The sequence below is a fragment of the Halorubrum sp. SD690R genome (assembly GCF_005435035.1).
GTDB lineage: Archaea > Halobacteriota > Halobacteria > Halobacteriales > Haloferacaceae > Halorubrum > Halorubrum ezzemoulense.
In genome coordinates, this window is record NZ_SGTV01000007.1 from 12,509 (window position 1) to 28,991 (window position 16,483).

The 16,483-nt window shown below is 57.8% G+C and carries 6 protein-coding genes and 2 pseudogenes; 2 read left to right on the forward strand and 6 right to left on the reverse strand.

The window, feature by feature from the left end:
• Positions 1–12 precede the first annotated feature (12 nt).
• Positions 13–8,763, forward strand: coding sequence for a hypothetical protein (locus EXE41_RS05965; RefSeq protein WP_137690519.1), 8,751 nt, complete (start codon positions 13–15; stop codon positions 8,761–8,763).
• A 286-nt stretch (positions 8,764–9,049) separates the two neighbouring features.
• Here EXE41_RS05965 and EXE41_RS05975 read toward each other — a convergent pair.
• The 5 genes and pseudogenes from EXE41_RS05975 to EXE41_RS05990 all read right to left on the reverse strand — a co-directional run bounded on the left by EXE41_RS05975 (position 9,050) and on the right by EXE41_RS05990 (position 14,518).
• Positions 9,050–10,099 (reverse strand): annotated as a pseudogene (locus EXE41_RS05975) (RNA-guided endonuclease TnpB family protein).
• 73 nt (positions 10,100–10,172) lie between these two features.
• Positions 10,173–10,787, reverse strand: coding sequence for a hypothetical protein (locus EXE41_RS05980; RefSeq protein WP_241987193.1), 615 nt, complete (start codon positions 10,785–10,787; stop codon positions 10,173–10,175).
• Between the two features lie 153 nt (positions 10,788–10,940).
• Positions 10,941–11,135, reverse strand: a pseudogene (locus EXE41_RS20015) (HNH endonuclease); the annotation flags it as partial.
• A gap of 48 nt (positions 11,136–11,183) precedes the next feature.
• Positions 11,184–12,044 (reverse strand): hypothetical protein, encoded by an 861-nt coding sequence (locus tag EXE41_RS05985; protein ID WP_094494275.1) that lies wholly within the window; start codon positions 12,042–12,044, stop codon positions 11,184–11,186.
• A complete protein-coding gene (locus tag EXE41_RS05990) occupies positions 12,041–14,518 on the reverse strand; it encodes a tubulin-like doman-containing protein (protein ID WP_137690521.1) in 2,478 nt (825 codons plus the stop codon). Before EXE41_RS05990 ends, EXE41_RS05985 begins: the two co-directional genes overlap by 4 nt.
• A gap of 339 nt (positions 14,519–14,857) precedes the next feature.
• Between EXE41_RS05990 and EXE41_RS05995 the strand changes: the two genes are divergently transcribed.
• Positions 14,858–15,232 carry a hypothetical protein gene (locus EXE41_RS05995; RefSeq protein ID WP_094494273.1) on the forward strand — a complete coding sequence of 125 codons (375 nt, stop codon included), beginning with the start codon at positions 14,858–14,860 and terminating at the stop codon, positions 15,230–15,232.
• A gap of 78 nt (positions 15,233–15,310) precedes the next feature.
• Here the strand turns inward: EXE41_RS05995 and EXE41_RS06000 are convergent, their stop codons facing one another.
• Positions 15,311–16,021: a hypothetical protein gene (locus EXE41_RS06000; protein WP_137690523.1), complete on the reverse strand. Its 711-nt coding sequence runs from the start codon at positions 16,019–16,021 to the stop codon at positions 15,311–15,313.
• Positions 16,022–16,483: the final 462 nt, after the last annotated feature.

Below are 16,483 nucleotides of genomic sequence, written 5' to 3' on the forward strand. Positions count from 1 at the left end.
ACGACACCGATTATGAATCCGAACGAAACCCCAGACGACGAGGACCAATCCACGAGCCAGTCCACGGAGCCGAATGGTTCCCGCCGCGACGGTGAGACAAATCCACCAGTAAGCTCTGTTTCGGGTACACCGAACGGACAACCACAGTACGAGAGCATCGAATTCGATCGCGATGTCCTCGAAGACGAATTCGGAACCGAATCCAGTCCGCAGCGAAGTGAGTTATCTCTTGAACCGACGGTCGGGACACCCGAGGATCAAGGCATCAAGAGTATCCAACAACAGCGGGACCGTGCCCGAGAATACAGAGAGACGGCTAAGGACACCCCGGAGAAAGTACTGCGAGCATCGGAAGAGGTTCGTAACCTACTCACCCTCCCAATCTCGGAGGAGAGACTTGTCCCGGAGCTAGAACGGAGACTACACGCCACACATGCCCTTTCTCTGTGTTTGGATAAAGAACCGCTCAAGTTCGTCCCCACGGAGTTGGCTGATAACCCACTAAACGTGGACGGCAATGCGCTGGCCGACGACATTTGTACGGTTCTAACTGAAGAGCGAGACCGACGGGGGTTCGGATCGGCCGAGTACACCGTCGGGAAGCCGCAACTCAACAAACAGATCGAGGCGAACCTCGTAAAACTTCTCGCGGATCTGGGTGTTGAAATGAGCGACGTCTTGGAGGACCGCTTTGATATGATAACACGGACCCTCCGGTCGTCGGACGCGGGTCTCCAAAAGCAGGGAGTGAGGGCGATCAGTGCGCTCGTTAAGGGTGAGGTCGAACTCACACCCGAGGCCATTGACGAATGCCAACGTGTACTCGCTAGCGGAGCGGACGAAATTCAACCAGCGATCCTCAACGTTCTCGCGAGGGTTGCGGAACAAGATTCGGATCTGGTCATCGACACGTTCGATGACGTTCACGACTTGTTGGTCAACTCGCCGTCCAAACGTGTCGTTCAACAGGCGCTCAATGTGCTACGGCCCCTCTCAAATGACCATCCAGAGGTGGTACTCGACTGTCTTTCGGTTCTCAACAGAGAACTTGATACCAACAGCCAGAGACGACCACTGGCTCTATTTGTGCTTCAGAATTTAGCCTCTGAGTACCCGGAACAAGTCGCAAAAGCGATTTCCCAGTCCCGCATTCGAAGGCTCGCGTTTGAGCGAACCGATCCGCGGACGATCGGTTCGGCCTTGCTTCTGATCGACCATATCGGGGAATACGCAGAACTACAATTCACACAAGACCAGAAAGATCGGCTCATCGAATATCTGACCAGTGATGAAAAAGCCATCTTCAAAGGGGCTAAATCGGTCGTGCTGTCCGGTGTCGGGGATGATCCCTATCTACTGAACCAGCTAATCTCACTCACGGAAAGCGAGGAGACGACAAAACAAGCGAGGGCAACGGAAACCCTCGCTACGATAGCCAACGTCTACCCGAACGACCTTCGATCATCTATCGGTGACACCCGAATTACGGAGCTCATCTCTGAGGGGAACGAGGAGGTCTGTAAGCACGTGTTCGCTTTCCTCCATTTCCTCGTTGAACTCGACGAGGACAACATCCCTGCGAACATCATGGACAGTATCGAATATTACCTCGTCAAGAACGAGGAGATTCCGGGAATGTTTTTTTCGCTTCTGGTGAACATAATTGAGGCGCAACCGAACCGGGTTCTCTCCTCTGATGTCCCAGGTATGCTGCCCGACCTCTTTGAAAAAGGTGACGTGACTACTCGACGGGGGTCCCTGAGAATGGTTTATGAGCTACTAAACAGTGCGCCAGAGGACGCAGAGAATCCCTTCGAAGTTTCGAAGATACGTGACCTCTTGTCCGCTGATGAAGAAACCATCCGCGACGCCGCAGCGCAACTCTTCGGGGCGACCGTTGCAACAGACCAATCATACCGCGAAGAGGTGTTTGGGAACGTCGGTGACTATCCACAAATTGACCTGATTCTCACTCACGCCGTGCTTGTGGACGAGGATCTCATCGATTCAGTCATATCCCTCCTCTCGGAGCAAGTCGATCAGTCGCGCATCATCGGGCTCCGAGCACTGAATCGGATTTGTACACACTCAGAATCCTCTGTTTCGCTCAGTGACCTCGATTGTCTGGAAGCGATCATCGACTGCTTTGAGTCCGACCAGGGCGTTGAGGCGGTGTCCCTGCTAGCTGCCTCTGTCAACGAGGACCCTGAACAGCTCTCACAAACGGGGATCACCTCCGAATTCGTCGACCGAATCACGGCAAACCCCTCAGAGGATATGCTGGCCAACATCGCAAAGGCGATGAATGCGTTCGCGAAGATCGAGGACGCAAATCTTGTCGCGACAGAGGGGTACGAGGAACTGATCGACGTTATTACAGACGCGAACACAGACACAGAGGGCGGCACGTCAGCTCTAAACTCAGCAGCGCTAGACGATCCCAACGTTCGACGTGATCTACAGGAACGGCTGACAGGGCCCGACACAGAGCAGGCAAATCTCAGCATATCAATTCTCGGGAACCTGATCGATGAACAGCCAGAGTCGGCCCTGGAAATTGATCTTATGACGTCGCTCTCCGAGGTGATTACGGAGCGACACGGTGATATCGGAGAATATGCCGGTCGGTTGCTTCTTTACCTGGCTGACGAGGACCTTTCCGCGCTTGATGATCCGGCCGTATACGAACCCATCATTGATCACCTCACCCAGGTTCCTGCCGATACACGAGAGATGTGTCTCCGTCTGCTCCTCAGGATAGCAGAAGAGAATCCTGAAGAGTTGACCGGAAGTGGACTCGATCAGCGCCTGTTGTCCCTGCTCTCGGAGGAATCTGTGTCCGTCCCCGGCCTCCTACTCCTCCGGGAACTCATCCAGTCAGTACCAACACACTGGATGCGCGAACAGTACCTCGCGAAGATCGCACGGACGATAGACCACGACAAGGTGGATATTCGAACGATTTCAGCACGTCTCATCGCGACCTACGCGAAAGAGGTACCCGAGGAAACCTTGGAGTATGTCTCCGTCGGAGATCTCGTTAAAGTAGCACTTCACACCCGGAGTGATGAACAGAATTTGGACAATCTCTCGTATGCCATCTCCGAACTGGTGAGGAATGATCCCGCCCGTGTATACGAGGAGGAAACATTCGATGATCTCGTCACGTTCCTGTATCAGTGTCCTCCAGGTTCGGTGAAACAGGTCTCCCGAACGGTTCAGAGTCTCATTATCGAAAACGAGGACGCTGCAGCCAGTACGCTTGAGTACTACACTCAGAATTGTGCCGACGCAGCCGTCGAGGTCGAGAGCTTCTCGACTCAGACAGGGTCCCCCGAGAGTCGGCAAGACACGATCGATAAACTACTCTCTCTTCTGGAACCAGAGAACGCGAGCGTTCAGAGTGTTGTTACGTTAAGCTTGTGCCACACTCTTCGAGTCAACGATCATTCCATCGGCCTGCTCAAGCCGGCGATGACAGATACAGAGGGCCGACTCCAGTTGTCACTCGTCGATGCGGTCGGATACGTCACAGAGTCTAACCCGGAGGCCACGATCGGCTTGGAAGGAGCATTAGAAGGGATCTTTATCAGCGAGGCCAATGAGAAGGTGCGCAGCTCCTGCCTCGAGACGCTCAGGGTTCTGGCGGTCAATAATCCGAACGTCATCCACGACGCGGGTATTCACCAAACCGTTCTCGATCAGCTCTCCGGTGATGTTTCCGAGCAACTACGAAGGGTCGCGCTTCTGCTCGTTCAACAAATCGCTCTGGACTATCCGGAGAGCTTCGACGGATTCGACCTAACGACGACGTTGCTCGAGCTGGTCGACGAAATTGATGCCGAGGACAACCAGCAGACTGAAACGCTCGCATCCATCATCACGCCCGTTGCGCTCGTGGACTCTGGGGCGCTCACACCAATCATCGACGACCCTCTTGGGGAACGCTCTCCGCCTTCGCTTGGGGTGCTACTGGCCCACGTCATCAGTGTCGACGACAGTATATTAGAACAACTGTTGTCTCGATTTTCATCGGTGCCACGGCGTGGGAAAGTAGTGATCGACTTAGCGCTGGTGAAACTTGCTCGGGAATCGCCACGGACCGTTACACGGAAAGACATCGTCGAAACGCTCCGGGATCAAATTGCCGACTTGGAGGCGGACGTCGAACATGACGACCAAGAGTCAGCTCGTGACCAACAGACCGCCGTCGTGGCAATAAATGCGCTCTGTGGAATCGGACAGTACGATCCAAGCCAACTCGAAGGGCCCGTCGTACAGGAACTGATCAAGGCACTTTCTCTCATCGAGACCTCCGTTGCTGAAGTCGCTCAGACCCTTCAGGCCGTAAGTAGGCATCAACCGGGTCTCTTAGCCGACGAAACCACCGTTGATACGCTCGTCGAAAGTGCGGCTACTCTCAATGACGAGGCGGGGAGAAACCTAGTCGCGACTCTCGGCAACCTCGCCACCAGCGACCGTAACATCCGGGAGTACATCGTGACACAGGTCTTGGATGCTGATGGACCCCGAAGAGAGGTTCTCGTTGCCGCGATTGGATCCGGATCGGTCAAGCTGGAAGCGGTGATGGCGAGACTATTCGACCACCTGTCCGAAGCGGATTGTGAAGTAACGGAGAAGGTGGAGATACTTACGACCGCGTCACGGTATAGCGCGGCTGAGGACCCGGCAGACCCTGCTGAAGAATCCGTGGTCACACTTGCTACGCGAGCACTCAAGTCTGGGCGGCAAGTAGCTCGTGAGTCTGGTATCTTGCTTCTACATTCGATCGCGACCGAGGCACCGGAATTAGTGGCGACCGAGGAGACTGTACAGCCCCTCATCGACGGCCAGCCCGAAGAGGACCTCGCACTCCGTGAATCTGCTATCCAGATCCTTCTCAAAGTCGCTGAGGAGTCACCCCAGCTCGTTGCAAGTTTGGTCTCTAAGGACCAGCTCATCAGTATCCTGGATGCTGACTACGGAAACGCATCTGACGCAGTCGGCCAATTGTTGCTGCTCATTCTCCCGTACTCCCCGCAAACCCAAGAATTTGTCAAAGAGTCGATCTCGACTTGCCAGTCAGAGTTCGATGATGAGACCGATCTTGACTATGGGATGGACGACAGTTCGGATCCAGCGACTGAGGCCCAATCTACCCTAGCGACCGCAGAGAACGACAGCAATCCACAAACAGAACCCGCGCAGGATAGGTTACATGACTCTCCGAATAAGACTGATAAGTCAGATCAAAATAACGGACAAGAAGCTCTAGAGCACGACGAGACAATCGTCTCTGGCATCGTGTCTCTATTGGCCGAAGACCCGGAGATAGTCAACAGGTTCTCCTTGTTACTGCTCAGTGACGACGAACAACTTCGAGAATCGACAGCAAAAATACTGCTCAGGTCGACGACCAGCGATCCGGAGGTAGTCGGGGATGCACTTGCTCCCGAAACGGTAGAGCAACTCCTAGATGGAGAGACGTTCGCTCAGGAAACAACCCTCAAGATGTGGCGTCTGCTCTCGGTCCGCACCGATTGGGGGCTGTCCACCGTCGCCACCGCCGACCAACTCCTCAAACTACTCGACAGTAGCGACGATCAGATACAGAGAGTCGCGGGCACAATCCTCCAGACTTACGCCGAAGAATCCCAGTACGTACGGCGATCGGTTGCGTCTCTTATTGAGACTGGAACTGATAATCAAAAGAATGAATCGATCACCGTTCTCTACAGACTACGGAACTCGGATCAGATTTCACTCGATCTTGATGAGTTAGGCATCGCAGAGACACTCACGAGACTATTGGAGAACGACACGAATCGAGAATGGGATGATGCGGGAATACTTCTGGCGGAATTCGCGCAAACACACGAACCTACCCAGGAGTGGGTCACTGAGAAGCTTACCAGTGGGGAAGGACCGGTACTGGACCATGCCTGTGGGATCGCCCAAAACCTGGCTCAGGATCACCCAGAGGTGGCGTTTGATCTCGGATATCATGAGCTGTTACTCGACATTCTCGCCCAAGACGATCTCCCAGCCAACGCGAGTGAGGTGGCGCTCACTTCCCTCTCGTCATTCGTTTCCAAACGGCCAGAATCATTTGTCGACAGGGAGACGGTCGGAATATTCGAGGATCTACTTAACGATCAGTCAGAGGACATCATCACACATGCGCTTCTGTCATTAGCGAGAGTTTCAGATGGAAGCCCCTTACAGGCGTCAGAACGGATCGACCACGCGCACGTAGCGAGTTTACTCACGCGTGACGACTCGATAACACACGGCGAGCAGGTCGCCACCCCGCTACTCGCGATACTCAAGATGGAATGTGACCAGCGCGATGCATCGCCAATCGAGCCAGATCAATTTGACGCCCTCATAGAACTACTCAAGATAGATATCGAAGTCGTTCAGAAACGTACAGCGATGCTGATCAAAGAGATTGCCGTTCGAGACGAGGAATTCATCAGAGCGGTAAACGGATTCGAGTCGATCAGGGAACTGTTCGGCAGGGACTCAGTCAACGAACCCACTCTGGGAGCGATCTTTGCCAACGCCACGGAACAGAACCACTCCTACGCGGATGAGGTGATCCCGCTAGTCCTGGCCGACGATCCAGAGGTGAGACAGCACGGATTTGGAGTTCTCAAGGCGGTGACGGACGTATTCAAGCCCGATATCAGCGACGTCCAGGTGCTGAAAGAGATCCTCGCAGGCTTCGATGCCGATAGCGAGGAAGTCCACGCATATACGAATGCGATCCTTCGTCGGATTTTCGGGGACAAGCCCGAGCGGGGATTACAGGAAGAGTTGATCGCTGCCCTCATCGACCGGCTCGACGCGGACACCCCGGTTGAGCAAAAATTCGCGATCGATACGCTCCAGCTGCTGTACGTGGAAGACAACGCCCAGATCGCGGTGTCCGTCGCAGTCCGAGACTTGGTCCCCTTACTTGCCCTTGAGGATGATCGGGCCCCGATCCGAAGGAGTGCACGTACTCTCCTGAGCGAGCTGATGGCACGGCAGGAACCGGACGAAGACGAGATTGTAGCCCTGTTCGAGGAAGAATCGATTCCGACTGCCAGATTCGGGTCTGCGGTGGTAAACGCCGCAATTCAGAACCCATCTTTACTCTCGGCAGTCACGTCGATGTTTAATACGGATGCCGAAGAGGACGAAGTGAATCTCGTCCACCACGGGATCGGGATACTCCAATCGGTCGCCAAACGTGAGCCGGAGCCCGTCTTCGAACTGTTCAGTCTCGAGCAAATCATCTCTCACGTCGATCTCGACGAGAGTGAGGACAAGGTCCACACCGCGAGTCTGTTAGATTCGTTACTCCAACAGGACCCGGACCACTATCAGAAACTGACAGACCTGTATGGAGCAAACGATGATCCGCTGAATCTAGCGATAGAGAAGGCGGTCAAAAAAGCCGCTCAAAGCAGCAAACAAGTCAGAGACGCCCTCATAAGCGATCTGCACGAGGGTTCGAGTGCGGATCAGCTCCTGCTTTCGCTCGAAGTGCTCCCAGAGGTTACGATACTGAATTCAAATCCGAAACTACCTGACATCGACGATGTGGGAGGGCAGAACGCTCCGATCCCGCTGGATCGAAACCACCTCGATGCGGTTATCGCCCTTATGACACACGACGAAGTGGGGGTTCGAGAACTGGCAGAGAGATATCTCACGGTCTTACTGAGCACCCACCGGAACGAAATCGACCTCGAGTTTGCATTACCGGTCGCAAGAGAAATATTTGTCTCAGATACGAACGAGCAGCACGACGCTGCGTTCTTTATTGCTCGGAACTATGCCTCTAACAACCCGTCGAAGACATTCGATAACGAGTTGGTAGAGTTCCTGCTCGGCAACTACGATCAGCTCTCGGAGGAAGCAACGTGGGAGGCCACGAGCTGTATTAAAATACTCACTCGTGAAGCGCCGGCAGAAGCCTTCACTCGAGACCTTGTCAAAAGATCACTACAGCTTCTCGATGACGGTGGAAAACACGCCATTAATGCGTGGTCGATGATTAACAAGCAATCAATACAAGAGGACTTCTCGATTTATGCTGATCCAGAGCTGATTAGCGACATTTTCGAGGCGTTCGAATCTGAAAACGAAGCCGCAGCGGCAGTGGCGTATCAGATACTGATACAGATCTCGTCGGAAGAACCCGAGATTCTGACCGATACCCACCTCATAACCCGTCTCGCGGGGCTCGTTGATGATGAGCGGCGGGTGGTTCGGTGGCGATCTGCAGACATCCTCGGAAGGGTCGCGAGCGATCTCCCAGAAATGGTACTTGAGTCGCTGGGTGAGCAGATTACTCTCACGCTGGACGAAGTCGTCACCGAGTACCACCAGACCGACCCGAGCGATCGGGCGCTGGATAGCTACGATATAGACATAACAGCAACGGAGTACCCCGGGCTAGCGGGAATCGTCGGGCTACTTCCGCACTGCGCTGATAGTGTTGCCCAGTCGCTGTCGCTTCCGGTCTACATGACGCTGGTCCCGCACGAGTCAGATCTCGTTCAGTACCGAGCCGCGAAAGTGTTGAACGGAATCGCAGTCAATGATGGGGAAGAGCTTGCGCCGTATCGGAAGGATCTCAGACAAGCCCTTCGCGGCGGGATCTCTGACACGCAGGTACAGCGTCTCCTGTTCGAAGCGCTTCGAGAGACCGGTTCCGGAGTCAGTATCGGAAACGTAGCCGACCCGTCGCACCCGATTAACGAATTCTAGGGACGGATAACTTCTGTACGCTCATGTTTCATCGTCTACTTCTTGACATCCTCCCCGCGCTAAAGCGCGAGGATTCCCCGAAGGGGATATTCAGGTTGCGCGTTTCCTCGGGCCTCAAGTACGCTTTCGCGTGGGCCGTCAACGGTCGCCACCGAGTTGTGACCAACGGTGTGCTTTTCAGCGCGTGTAGCCCTGTCAATGGGGCCTTCCTCCCCGCATACAGCGAGCGTCGAAGACGGCTGGCTATTCAACCAGCGAGGTAGTACGGTTCGCGTCAGCCGAACTGCTACGCCGTACATGGTTCACCCTCCCGTTGTGCGATGTTCTCTGAAGCGTTCAGGTCGGCGTGGCGTCCTCGACCGCACTCCGAACATGAAAAGTGGTCGCCATCACGAGTTCCCATCGAACCACACGCCGAACACCGCTGGCTGGTATGGTACGCATCGACCTTCTCGACGCGTATCTCAGCCCGCTCGGCTTTGTATGTGATGAACTGTTGGAGTTGGTGGAAGTGCTACGAGTGAACGCCCGACCACGAACTGTCCCCACGGATACCTTCGAGGTCTTCTATCCGGATGACGGGGTTCTCGAACTGGTCCGCGAACGTGATGAGACGACGGGAGAGTTTGTGATTCAGGTCTTTGATTCGACGCTGTTCTTTGTCACCTACACGGTTACGTGCGCGAAGCGCACCCGCTTCCGAGAGCGAATCGCGTAGGGAACGATATTTGCGTCGAACGTACTTCGCCTCAGCACCAGACACCAGCATTGATTCGTCCTCGCCGTAGGCTGTCACAGCGAAGATGTGCTGTTCGCCAATATCGACACCGATAGGCGTCTCACCCGACGTGTCGGTGTCGTATTCCACGTTGAACGTACAGTACCAGTCGTCGCCGCGACGGTAGATCTGTAGACGGGTCTTGTCAGCGTCACCCTCCACCAGCCGCTCTACGGGGTCGGCAATGTCGTCGTACACCTCTATCGGTGTGTACCACCATCGGGAGACGCACGGGAAGCCAACGACGACTGTGCCGTTCTCGGTCGTGTCGAGTTCCCAGTTCTGGTTGTTGATGGCGAACGGTTGACTCTCTCGGTAGCGAACTTCCCCGTCCTTCTTGTGGTCGGATTTCGCCTCACGGATGGCTTGGTTCTGAATGGCCGAGTAGAGGTCGTTGTCGATGGTGGCCGTGGTCACGGACTTCCCGAAGTCGCCGTTCTCCCATCCGTCGATACAGAACTGCTTGGTGTCACGGTAGAGTCGAGTGGCGCGTTGCCACTCTTTCCGCCGTGAGAGGGATGGATTGTGGAACTTCGCGGTGACAGTCATCGTGACCATTACGGCTGTAATTAAGTATGCTATACTAACTATCTGTTGGAATATCAGGCCGTGCTATTGTCGGTGGTTTGTATCATCGTTTGTCGGATTCATCCCCGCCCTTCAGGCCGGGGCTTTCTCCTCGCACTTCCGTAATCAACGCCGCCAACACCGTACAAGCACACACTGGGGCAGTCACGGCGAACACCGGCCCGCCTCCGGAGACGGGGCCCGTACCGACTGCCGTGGCTCCGAGTACCACCGTGAAATGTAGCAGTGCTACTCTGTACCACAACCACGTGTCAGACACGCCGTCGCGACGGCCGAACAGATACGTTCCGGTGACGGTGAGCGTGGCGGTGAGAAGGCATAGCGCGTAGATACTACGGGGGAGGACACCTTTCTCAACCGTCGTTCTCCACCAAACAGCATCCCCCCACAGCACGAGAGCCCAGGCACAGACTAACACGGCCGTCGCCACCCAGACGTACGGCTTCCACCCACCGAAGGGAATCACGGTATTGAATCCCTCTGTCGATCGAACGACGTTAGCGAGGAACTGGAGGTACCGGAGCCCCAGCAGACCGGCGATCCACGGGAGAAGGCGGAAACGTTCTTGACCGACGACGGTCCCGACGCGCCACGTTGCCGCCACGGTCGACGTAAGCGAGACTCCGTCAAGAGCGATACTCATAATTCCCCCAAGCATGGCGACCACCAGACCCGCCAGGGCAAAATCTGACACCCTGGTGAGACACGCCAGTACCGGCCGTCCGATGACGTCGCTAGCCGACCCGCTGATAATTGCGTCCCACGTGGAGTGAGAACACACTCTGTCAGACTCCTGGACTCGATGGAGCTCGGTGTGACAGACCTCACACAGCGTTATCAGATTTCGAGGGTGATCCGACCCGTCCATTCGCTTCGGCACAATATGGTGGCACTCGAGATTCGCGGCCCCGAACCGACCACCCTTTGCGCCACAGTGACGGCACTGATATTCGTCGGACAGAAACACCAGGCGCCGTCGCGACTCCCAATCACCGGGGTAAGACATGTTGTACACTCAGGTTAGTTAGCGCACGAAAACGGACGAGCGAGAGCATCAGAGGTTTGGTCCTGAGGAGTCTCGCTCGCTCTCGGACCCACCAAGCCCGATCCGGTTCAGGATCGACCCGATGCCTCCCTCGCCGCCGGGTTTTGTCCCGTCCGACGTATCCGAACGGTCGTCATCCTCCTCGTCGAGATGGAGCTGAGTCGCCAACGTTTCGAGCAGCTGATCGACCCGGCGTTCGACCGTCCGGTTGCCGGCGCGACTGACGAGACTCGCCTCCTCTTCGACCGCCTCGTACACCCGTGCACGCCGCGTGCGAGCTCGCCGATAGAAGACCGTCGCCACGACCAGCGCGCTCCCGGCGGTGACGATTGTGGTCGCCGTAATCATCACGAACGAAGCCCGGTCCTCGGGCGGGTCTATCCACGGGTTCGTCGAGAGATCTGCACGCTCGCTCACGGTGTCTTGGACCTGCTGCCCGTAGCGAGTAAACCGGACCGTCGCCGTCGCCGGGACGACCTCTTCGTACGCCAAGGTCCGCGGGACGACGTCGAATGCGATCCGGACCTCTTCGCCCGGCTCCAGTTCGGGGATGGTGAAGCTGTTCGCCCCCGCCGGAGTGACTTCGATCCCCTGATTACTCGGCTGAACCCGCGTCGCATAGCTGTCGGCTTGGATATGGGTACGTTCGCCGCTCGCGAGCCCGATGTTGATGTCCCGGAGCGTCGTATCCTGCGCCTGAACGGTAACGATGACGTCGATCTCCTGTGAGGGGGTAGCTCCGTCGTAAGACGTCTTCACGGAGACGGCATCTTGGACCGGCGACGCCGCCGCGCTTCCAGCGAGCGACGTGCTAACGACCAACAGTACGAGGACGCCGGCGAGGACCGGATTCCGACGCCCGCGGTTCATAGCGTCACCCCCTCGTCCGAGTCGTCGGCTTCGATACCGTCGTCGTCGCGGCGATCCGCGGGTGCCGACAGCATCGGCACGAGCTCAGGGTAGGCGAGGTTCTGAACTAGGTCCACCTCCTCACCGAGCAGCCGCTGGATGTCACCGGCCTCCCACCGCTCGCGGAGCACGCGGTACTCGGAGGTGTTCGCCAACCGGACGTTACCGTGGAGCATGACGTAGTCGATCCGGAAGGGATCGGCGATCGTTCCGGTATCCAGCTGGGTAGTGACATCGTTGTTGGCCATAATAGATCCCATGCTCGGCTGGGTCGTCCCGGTCATGGTGAGCACGGGCTCGTTACCCGGATTCGCCATCGGGATCAGGAGACGGTTGGGGTGGTTGTCGGCCATCTCGTGGAAGTTGTCCTCGAGCGGCTCCCGGATGAGCCCCATCGCCCGATCGATCTCCCGCAGGATGCCGTCGCGGGTCAGTAACCCCGACTCGACCAGGTCGAACAGCGTGGAAGCGTTCACCAGCGTCTCGCGGCTCAGGCTGTCCGTCGACTCGATGTCCAGCGGGATCTCCGTGATGCGGCCACTGGTCGTGTCAGTAACCCGATTTCGGAAGGTCTCTCGGGTCTGCTGGAGGCTCTCGAGGCGATTCCGCTTTGAGGTGAGCAATTGCGTGCCGCGCTCGCTCCCCTTCTCGACGAGATCGATTGTGGTCTGTAGCTCCGAACCTAGCGGGGGCAGCTCCCCGCTGGCGATACGTTCCCGGAGCTCCCCGAGGTGCTCGTACTCGTCGAAGAGCTGCTTCAGCTCCTGACGCGTCTCGCGGACGGACTCAAGCTGTCGCCGTAGGCGACTCCGCTCCCGGAAGGAGAACATCGACGTATTCGACAGCTGGTTCTCGAGGTCCTGCTCGTGGGTGGCTAGGAACGGGTCGATAGCCTGCTCGTACTGCGTGGCCACCTCGGCGTCACTGAGCCCGGCGAACTCCTCTTCGAGCTCCTGGGCGTTCTTCTCCCAGAGATCCTCGACCCGATCCGAGAACGGATGCGCTTCGATCTCAGCCAGGAGCCGGGCCCGCACCATCTTCAGGAAGAGGTACCGACCGACCGTCCGGTGGGGGACGAACTGGTCGGCGGCGAAGTTCCCCAGCTCACTCTCGTGGATCTCATCTGGGAACGGGCTGTCTCCGACAGCGCGGGTCGGCACCTCGGCGAACACCCGCTCGATCTGGGTCTCGATCTCCTCGAACGACGACTCGGTAAGGTCGATCGCGGAGACGCTTTCCACCAGCTGTGACGCACGCCCCGCGAGGGGCGCGCTCAGCGCTCCGACGATATCGGGGACACTGCCCGCGTCCACGTCGGTAGACCGGAGGGACGACAGCTGATCGGCGAGCGACTCAAGATCGTCGACGCACGCTTCGAGCTCGCTGATCTCCGATTCGACAGCGCCGATCTGCTGTTCGGTGTTCAGCAACTCGAGCGCCGGTTCGACGCTCGCCCGGACGCTGGCCGCATCGATTGTGTAGAGGCGGTCGTCGAGAACCGTACTGTAGAGATTCCCGAGGTCGTTGTCGCCACTCGTCGTCGACAATGCGAGCACGGCGGCGGCCAGCTTGTAGTTCACCCCAGCGAGGTAGCTCGTCCGCTCATCGCCGTCCCAGGACCCGTCTTCGGCCCGATCCTCGTCGATCGGCATGAGAAGCATGGCATCGAGCGGCGGCTCTGTAATCTCGAACGACGGGTCGAGCAGACCGTCGGCACTCTCGACGTCCGGAGCGGCCGGCATCTCGAGACGGGTAGGCCCGTTGACCTGGGGGCGGCCGTGCGCGTCCGGGAGGTTGAGCAACGTCGACAGCGCGTGCAGCGAGTTGTTCGTATTGACGAAGTACTCGCTGATCCCGCTGGGAGCGACGCGCTGGTTGGCCGCGCGCAGTTCCGAGACGGTGCCGAGCCCGTTCAGATAAACGTCGATGTTGTAGCGGGCGCCGATATCGGTCGCGATCTGCCCGGCCATCGCGCTCACGAGCGGGAACATGCCGGGCGCAGTCCCACCCGACAGCGACGCGAGGACCCACACGGACAGCTCCGAATCGGTGGGCCCGACTGCCGTGCCGATCTCCTCGGACAACATCTCGTGAACGCGCCGGCTATGATGTTCGAGCAGGAACCGGCCGACGTTCGGGACCCGGGAGGTCCCCTCGCTCGGTAGGGTGTGATTCTCGTCGAGGTACGGAACGGCGGGATCCGTCTTGGCACGCTCGAACCGCCGCTTCACACGGGAGTCGGTGTCGAGCGGGATGTTCCGGAACTCGTCCGGGACGTCCCCGCCATCGATATCGGTTGACTCGATGGACACGAACCGGAACTCCGGGTCGACATCGTACTGGTTGGCGAGCTCGTACAGCCACTTCGCGGTCCGCCTCGAGCCAGTGCCGAGGGAAACTACGAACACCGTTCGTGAGCTGGGATCGTCGGTCATGGTTGGTAGGTCGCGCCCCGTCGAGTACGCATCGACCGGTGCGCTCACCACACGCTTAGGCACAAGGGAGATTGAGGCCTATCGTGTGACCTATCTGGTAGCTATCGGGTCACCGGAGACGAAACGAGTCTCCCGGGGCGGACAGAGTGGAGTCGGTGTCAGGCGGTGGGGCCGCGCCCACATCGTTTTGCGAGGCGGGTATGAGAACGCGCCCGAAGAACAGCCACCACAGCCGTCCGGTCGCCCCGCTCGACGTGTCTGCTATCTTTCGGCGTCACACACTGACATTGCGTCTTGCCCGAAGTAGAGTCATGCCGGTGTCGTGGGACAACTGAGCCGATGCCAGCACGCGAGCGAGTGGCCGACCGGCTTGCACGCCACCACGATCACGATCGAAAAATAGCCAGCGACGAGTTCACCACAGGGAAACAGCCGGCGACGTGTGAATTTATGCTGACGCTCGCCACGGAGACGGCGGGCGGGTTTCTCGTCAGAGCGACTGGCACCAGCTTGGGAGCCATCGAATCGGAGGGCTGTCGAACCGTCGTCGAGCAGATCGCACGCGAGCAGGGCTGGGCGGTCGACGGGAGCCAGGTCGAACGGTTACGGGCACGCGAAAACGAGTATACGCGATTGTTCCTGTTTCAGGAGCGGATGACGGAGCAGGACCGCGATCAAAGAGTTTCGAAGCCGTCCGAGGCCACCACCCAGTAGTCTCGCCGAAGCAGATCGACCCGGTTCCGGTCTACCAACTGCGCCGTCAACGATTCTGTGAAAACAGGGCCAGAGACGTCACACTAGGATCGGTTCTAGCTCCCACTGGAAGGTAATGCAGCCGCCACACAGATCGAAGTCGATGGTCTGGAAGGTCGCGTGCTCTTTGATAGCGCGACGGCGCACGTCACGTTCGGTCTCCTCTTCGTTCGGGCTGTAGAGCCCGATCCGGAAATGGTTTTTTCTGTGACCAGCCTGGTCGACGAATTCCGTGAAGATGTCCTGAAGCGCATTTTTAAGCTGACTATCAGTGACGCTGGTCGGCGTCATGAGCTCGTCCGCCACGATCTCCCCCGTGATTTGAAATCCGGTCGCGTGGCGAGCGCCGAAGTCATGCGGCCGAAACGTGGAGAACCGCACAGACGGGTCCTCACACTCCAGCTGCTGGCTCAGTCGGACGTACGTGTACGCCTCCGCAGAGAACGGGTCGATGGGCAGCTGGTCCGTTCCACCGCGATCGGCCGCGGTCTGAACGTCGCGATTGGCAGATACGTACTCGATAGCTGCCCGAACCCGATCATCCGTCGGGACGTGATACGGGTTGACGGCGAAATCACACACCGGCTCGAACGGGCAGAGGTACTCGAACCCCGGCCGGGCCACCCGCGGGACAGCCACCAACGCAAGGATCTCCTTGAGGGGCTCGAGGTCGCCGTTGTCACTCAAATCGGGTTTCCCGCTCGCTCCATCGAAGTGTGGGAAGGCGGCCGCTTCGGATGCGATGTCCACCTGCGCGAGTGGCTCCTCGGACCCTGCCAGCTGACGCACGGCGAGCAAGACGTCACGCTTTCTGGACATCCCGAGGATCCGCCATACCTGATTCCGAAACGCAGGTGACGTGGTCCCTGAGAGGTTCCAAGCCACTGACGGAGGCGAACCGGCAGACTCGTCCCCGTCATCAGTGGACCCGGCGCCGCCAGAGCGTTCACGGTTTGGTTGGTGGTGGTCTGCCATCTTGTATCGACGTACGAGAGACATCCCGAATGACATGTCGTCGCGCCAAAACTAACGTAAACTATTTACCAAGACGTGGCCGGCGGGTGTAGTCAGGCAAAATCGCAGATTCGGTTATCACCGTGATACCGACTAGAGTCTGGATGCCTCCCCGAGCCCGACTCGGTTCACTTACCGTAACGAACTAGACCCCACTCGCATCCGGACACGCTTTCCACTATCAATCGGACTGCGGGG

What these genes read in the sequence shown, in the direction of transcription:
- EXE41_RS05965 (WP_137690519.1), top strand. Translation starts at nt 13, where the DNA reads ATGAATCCGAACGAAACCCCAGACGACGAGGACCAATCCACGAGCCAG.
- EXE41_RS05980 (WP_241987193.1), bottom strand. Translation starts at nt 10,787, where the DNA reads ATGCTTGGGGGAATTATGAGTATCGCTCTTGACGGAGTCTCGCTTACG.
- EXE41_RS05985 (WP_094494275.1), bottom strand. Translation starts at nt 12,044, where the DNA reads ATGAACCGCGGGCGTCGGAATCCGGTCCTCGCCGGCGTCCTCGTACTG.
- EXE41_RS05990 (WP_137690521.1), bottom strand. Translation starts at nt 14,518, where the DNA reads ATGACCGACGATCCCAGCTCACGAACGGTGTTCGTAGTTTCCCTCGGC.
- EXE41_RS05995 (WP_094494273.1), top strand. Translation starts at nt 14,858, where the DNA reads ATGCCAGCACGCGAGCGAGTGGCCGACCGGCTTGCACGCCACCACGAT.